Source organism: Hydrocoleum sp. CS-953, assembly GCF_002260545.1.
Taxonomy (GTDB): domain Bacteria; phylum Cyanobacteriota; class Cyanobacteriia; order Cyanobacteriales; family Microcoleaceae; genus Trichodesmium.
On record NZ_LGSU01001037.1, the window covers coordinates 1 to 6,220 of the forward strand.

The window sequence follows — 6,220 nt, forward strand, 5'->3', positions numbered from 1 at the left end:
ACATGAAGAGGGAATGTTTGAATTATTCAAACAAAGGGTTGTGTCTGATCAGAGTTCGAGTGTGCGACGTGAAGCGTTGCGACAAATAGGTACTGGTTGGAAACACGAACCGGGAATGTTTGAATTATTCAAACAAAGGGTTGTTTCTGATGAGAGTTCGAGTGTGCGACGTGAAGCGTTGCGACAAATAGCTACTGGTTGGAAACATGAACCGGGAATTTTAGAATTACTCAAACAAAGGGTTGTGTCTGATGAGAATTGGGAAGTGCGACTTGAAGCAGTGGAACAAATAGCTACTGGTTGGAAACATGAACCGGGAATTTTAGAATTGTTTTACAATACCGCCCTCCATGACCCCTTTCAACGTGAAAATGAATATCAACACAACCCTCGACAAACAGCACTAGAAGCAATAGTCAAACAATATCCAGACCATCGGCAAACCTTGCCACTATTACAAGACAGAGCAGCAAACGACCCAGACGAACAACTGCGGAAGTGGGCAAAAAGGAAATTGCAGCGATTAGAAAATAGCTAGTTTGAGTACCTTTAACAAAATTTTGTAGGTTGGGTTTCGTACTTCAACCCAACAACAATATTGTATCTGTTGGGTTTCGCTGTCGCTCTACCCAACCTACATGAGCGATCGCTCTGTTTTCCATAAATTGATGTTTTATTCATCTATTGTACAATAGTACATAATATAGTATTGTGTATTATATTGTAGCGATCGCTCTGTTTTCCATAAATTGATGTTTTATTCATCTATTGTACAATAGTACATAATATAGTATTGTGTATTACATTCATTGACTCACCACCGTTAACTTTCGCTGTGTTGTGCTGACGCTTTGCGGAGCGCAAAAACTACCCTACTCCTAAACTCAACCAAACTTCTAGAAGCAATAGTTAAACAATATTCAGACCATCCGCAAACTCTCCCACTATTACAAGACAGAGCAACAAATGACCCAGACGAAAAACTGCGGGAGTGGGAAAAATGGAAATTGCAGCGATTAGAAAATAGCTAGTTTGAGTACCTTTAACAAAGTCAGAACTTATATAGAATCTTGCTGAAAAGTCGTCGAGCGACAGCGTTTCGGCTAAGAGCCGACATGAATGCGGAGCATTCCGTCAGGAAAGGAATCTCAAGGGTTTGGGAGATTGCTATCCGTTCCGGAATGCTCCGCAAACCTTCCACTCGGTTCCAGTCGCAATGACTTTGGTCTAGTAATTATCCTGATTTGATACCATAAGTTATATCAAACCTGCTTTCTTTGGAGTTGGGAAATTCTAAAAACACCTATCACAAGCAAGATGTTTTGTGCTACCTTAATTATTAAAATATCCTCTTAAATAAATCATCCAAAAAATTATGTCTGCATCCTTACCCCAAGGTTTTCCTCAACCTACTGAAGTAAACGTCATCGAAGTTAAACAATATCCCCAATACCGTGGCGTCACCTACACCCATACAGGAGATTCCCGGATGGCAACCAGAGTCGCATTCGACCCACTATATCAACATATCAGCACTAATCAAATTGCCATGACAACCCCTGTGGAAGCTCGTTATGTCGTTGAAGGCGAACAAACAGAGGTATCTTTTCTCTATTCCACCCCAGATATGACTCCCCAAAAAATTGATTCTCAGGTGATGGTGAGAGATACTTTGCCAATGACAGTTGTGAGTATTGGAGTGCAGGGTGCTTATACTTGGGAGAGCTACGAACAAAATTTGCAAAAGCTGCAACATTGGTTAGCGCAGCACCCAGAATATGAAGTTGTGAGTTCGCCGAGACGGTTGTTGTATAATTCGCCGATGACACCGGAAGATTTGAAAAGGAGTGAGGTGCAAATTGCTGTTAGGTTGAATAGTAATTAGGGTTTGGTGAAAAATTATTATGGGTGAGGGTAGGAGTCAGGAGTCGTAGGGGCGTTTTCCTGACGGAATGCTCCGCAAACATGTCGCGCAGCGAAACGGCCGTTAGCTTCACATAACTATCGTTAACGCCCGTACAGGAGTCAGGAGGAATGGGAATTATATGAGGAGGCAGGAGGAAGAATAGTAAGAGTGATTTTTCTGCCATAATCTACCCAAAATGCTCACTTTTTCTGCTTGATCAACCAAAAAGCTGGTACTTTTTCCAGACATCAAATTGCTAAAACCTTTATCCGTCAATGCTTTTATATTTAATCAGCAAGCCCTAATTAAAGCTCGTAGTTGGGCTTGAGCAATATCTATGTTCGGGCTAAAGCCCAACTACAAACACAAGAGAGCAAGATGCTCCCACTATCCAAATAATTGAATTTTTCCTTCTAAATTCTAAATTCCCAATTCTAAATTCTGAATTCTAAATTCTAAATTCCCACAGGTTCCAACCGAATTAACTGCCCGTTTGACCGATCGGTCAGAACATACAATAGTCCATCGGGTCCCTGTCGGACATCCCGCACTCTCTGACCTATAGGAATAGAATGTTGACCGATAACATTACCCGCTTCATCTAGCTCAATGCGACGAATATCTTGGGAAACTAACCCACCCGCAAACAAATTACCTCGCCATTGGGGAAAGCGATCACCGTTATAAAAAGCTAAACCAGAGGGAGCTATCGAAGGAGTCCATACTACTTTGGGATCTATCAGACCAGGGCGAGATGTTTCAGGGGAGATGAGTCCTCCCGAATATTCGCGACTGTGAGTAACTACAGGCCAACCATAGTTTTCTCCGACCTCAATTAAATTCAGTTCGTCACCACCTCTGGAACCATGTTCGGTTGCCCAAATTCGATTTTTTGTTGGGTCTAATGCAATTCCTTGGATATTGCGATGACCATAACTCCAGACGGCAGGTTCGGCATCTGTAGAAGTAGCAAAAGGATTATTGGAGGGTATGGAACCATCATCATTCAATCTGATCACCTTGCCAAGATGGCTTTTGCGGTTTTGAGCTTGTTGNGTCACCACCTCTGGAACCATGTTCGGTTGCCCAAATTCGATTTTTTGTTGGGTCTAATGCAATTCCTTGGATATTGCGATGACCATAACTCCAGACGGCAGGTTCGGCATCTGTAGAAGTAGCAAAAGGATTATTGGAGGGTATGGAACCATCATCATTCAATCTGATCACCTTGCCAAGATGGCTTTTGCGGTTTTGAGCTTGTTGTCGGATAAATTCACCATTGTATTCAATAGGTGGGTTGCCTCCATCACCAATGCTTGCCACTAGGGTTCCATCAGGCAACCAAACAAGACGCGACCCGTAATGTTGTGCCCCTGGTTTTGTCTGGGAAACCTCAAAGATTACTTTTAGATCGCGCAGAGTATTATTCTCAAGTCGAGCGCGGGCGATACGAGTCCGGTTTGCGGAGCGATCGCCGTGGGAATAGGTTAGATATATCCAACGATTTTCTGCAAAGCGCGGATGAACTGAGACATCTAATAAACCACCTTGACTAACAGCAAATACTTGAGGAACTCCGGCAATAGGAGCGGGGTCTAAAATTCCATCACGAACAATTCGCAACCGCCCTGGTCTTTCGGTAATCAGCATTGCTCCATCGGGCAACCAGTCAATACCCCAGGGATGTTCGAGATTTTCTACGACAGTTATTTTTTGGTAGTTTGAATTAGAGGCAATATTTTGATTATTAGAGACGGATGAATTTACAGTAGATTTGTTTTGAGTCTCAGCAACGGTGGGAGATTCAAGTTGAACTTTTGTCGTACAACTTACACTTCCTAAGAAAGCGATCGCCATTGCAGTGCGAAATAATATTGTGCTTCCTCTTGTTATGAAGGAATAGAGAATATCAAGTGGTTTTGGTTTTGGTTGAGAAAACAAATTGTATTGAAACATAAGTTCAGTTTGCTATATGGTACTAAGTATAATCTATATTAAGGCGTTGGTGAATCAAGCTATGAAATCTAAGTTTGTACTATAAGAAACCGGGTTTATTGGAGAAAGATGTCAGTATGCTAAGACACCTAATATAAACCCGGTTTCTACACTTAAAAAAAATCATAGCCCAAATCACCAACAACTCTATTAACTATGTTAAAGCTCTTGTTAAAAAGAGTGTTAATATAATNAATCTATATTAAGGCGTTGGTGAATCAAGCTATGAAATCTAAGTTTGTACTATAAGAAACCGGGTTTATTGGAGAAAGATGTCAGTATGCTAAGACACCTAATATAAACCCGGTTTCTACACTTAAAAAAAATCATAGCCCAAATCACCAACAACTCTATTAACTATGTTAAAGCTCTTGTTAAAAAGAGTGTTAATATAATATAATATTTAATTAAAGTTTCGAGATTTTTGGACATTTTGAAAAAAGGAAAATCTAGATGACAAATACAACCTGCTTTGATATTTTTGAGCAGTGCGTATTAGCTGTCCAGGAAGGTTAAATGATTGAATCTGTCAGTCGTAAGGATAAAGAATTTCACTTTCAAAACTGGTTGAAAAAACGTTTGCAAGATATCCTATTGAAGATGCCGGAATGTTACTTTCCGCAGCAGATTTTTTTGTGATTCTTGCCTCACAGATGTTAATACCTTTATCTCAACAAACAAGAGATTTTAATTCTGTGTGTAACTTATTAGAACAAGTGCATCAAGCATTCTAATATTCTTGCTAATTTCTATTTTGCTGAACTTTTTATTCAAAGTATTTTTAATATCCAAAACCAACTCATACCCCAAATAACTAATAACTAATACCAAACAAATAGGAGTTAATAAATAGCCAAAACTAGCATAAAAAGTTAAAGGCGATCGCTTGTCAATTTTTCCAGAAATAGTACCTGTTAAACCTACATCTAAACTTTGTTGAATTTCTCCATAAGGATTAATAATTTGAGAAACTCCAGAACTAGCAGCACGGACTACCCAACGTCGATGTTCAATAGCACGAGCAGGTGCCATTGCTGAGTGTTGAAGATGTTGTATTTCTGACCATCCCATTTCATCGTAAGTAGGAACTGTTAATATTTCTGCACCGTTACGAACTAGATTTAGAAAAACATGAGAAAAATCCATATCGTAACAAATAGCAATGCCAATTTTTCCGATTTATGTATCAAAAACTGGAAAGGTTTTTCCTGGAGTTCCATCATCAAAAAATTGTACTGGATTATTTTTATAATAGCTGCCTATTTTTTCTCCGGTGGGTGATAAAAGTAAAGCAGTATTGTAGAAATTTTTGGGAGAATTTGCTACTTTTTCTTGACCGCCTAATATTAAATAAGCTTGAGTATCAATGGCGATTTGAGATAGATTTTTAAATACTTTTGTATCTGGATCGACATATTCAAATAGTGAATATTCAGGCCAGACAATTAATTTTACTTTTCCTGATAGTTCCTGAGATAATTGTCGATTTTCTAGCAAGTTACCTGCTTCTGTTTGAATTGCTCCTACTGTAATTTTACCTATAGTTTGAGTAGGAATTTGAGCAAAACCCCAACCATGAATTATACCGATTATTACGAGGGAAATTCCTACTGGTAATAAACGTTTATTTAGTTGATTTTTACCAATAAGTAAATAACAAATACAACAGTTAACCGCGATAATTAAAGCTGAAATTCCGTAAACTCCCAAAATAGAACTAAACTGTAGAAAAGGTAAATTTTTTGCCTGGGAAAAACCGGCAGTTATCCAAGCAAATTTGAGAAACCAACATTCAGAACGAAAATATTCTATACCTATCCAAATAAAAGGAGCGGTGGTGAGAGAAGTGACTATTCCCCATCTCTGTTTAAGCAGAAATAAAGTTAATGTAAAAATGGCAGTAAATAAAGCCAATATTCCCCAGAGAATAATCGTAAACCAGGGGAAAATATTCCACATCCAATGTAATGTAAAACTATAAACTAAACAGCCGAATACAAATCCTACTGTCCTAGCTTGCCAAGAGTTTTAGCTGTTAAAGTTGCAAATAATAGAGGTGTAAAAGTGAAAAATGCTAGAGGGTAAATATTATAGGGAAGAAAACAAAAAGCAAATATTGCTGCGGATATTATCGGTGCTATTAGTTGTACTTGCCAATGTGAAGCTTTGATTTTTCTAGAGCTATATTCAATGAAATTTGTCGTAAATTTATTAGTCATAATCTTTTCGGAAGTATTTTTTTTCCTTCCCGATGTCCTGTTACCTAAAATCGAAAACTTGTCTATCTTACAAATTTAAGAATTGCTATATGACATTAAA

The 6,220-nt window shown here is 38.6% G+C and carries 6 protein-coding genes and 2 pseudogenes; 3 read left to right on the forward strand and 5 right to left on the reverse strand.

The features are described from left to right. Nucleotides 1-538 (forward strand): HEAT repeat domain-containing protein (locus AFK68_RS15090; protein ID WP_143437894.1); only part of this gene is annotated, 538 nt, incomplete at its 5' end. Between the two features lie 11 nt (nt 539-549). Here AFK68_RS15090 and AFK68_RS43470 read toward each other — a convergent pair. Beyond that, a complete protein-coding gene (locus AFK68_RS43470) occupies nt 550-681 on the reverse strand; it encodes a hypothetical protein (protein ID WP_256386568.1) in 132 nt (43 codons plus the stop codon). A 170-nt stretch (nt 682-851) separates the two neighbouring features. Here AFK68_RS43470 and AFK68_RS15095 point away from each other — a divergent pair, with 170 nt between their 5' ends. Continuing rightward, complete coding sequence (locus tag AFK68_RS15095) at nt 852-1,031, forward strand: hypothetical protein (RefSeq protein WP_094673509.1); 180 nt, start codon at nt 852-854, stop codon at nt 1,029-1,031. A gap of 344 nt (nt 1,032-1,375) precedes the next feature. After that, nucleotides 1,376-1,885 carry a heme-binding protein gene (locus AFK68_RS15100; RefSeq protein ID WP_094673510.1) on the forward strand — a complete coding sequence of 170 codons (510 nt, stop codon included), beginning with the start codon at nt 1,376-1,378 and terminating at the stop codon, nt 1,883-1,885. Between the two features lie 476 nt (nt 1,886-2,361). Here the strand turns inward: AFK68_RS15100 and AFK68_RS15105 are convergent. From AFK68_RS15105 to AFK68_RS15130, 4 genes and pseudogenes are all read right to left on the reverse strand, one after another. Next, nucleotides 2,362-2,961 (reverse strand): PQQ-dependent sugar dehydrogenase (locus AFK68_RS15105; protein WP_143437895.1); only part of this gene is annotated, 600 nt, incomplete at its 5' end. A gap of 1 nt (nt 2,962) precedes the next feature. Continuing rightward, nucleotides 2,963-3,862, reverse strand: a pseudogene (locus AFK68_RS15110) (PQQ-dependent sugar dehydrogenase); the annotation flags it as partial. A gap of 726 nt (nt 3,863-4,588) precedes the next feature. Continuing rightward, nucleotides 4,589-5,863: pseudogene (locus tag AFK68_RS41815) on the reverse strand (apolipoprotein N-acyltransferase); the annotation flags it as partial. 41 nt (nt 5,864-5,904) lie between these two features. Next, the gene (locus AFK68_RS15130; protein ID WP_094673514.1) at nt 5,905-6,120 is read right to left on the reverse strand and encodes a hypothetical protein; all 216 of its coding nucleotides are present in this window, start codon (nt 6,118-6,120) and stop codon (nt 5,905-5,907) included. Nucleotides 6,121-6,220: the final 100 nt, after the last annotated feature.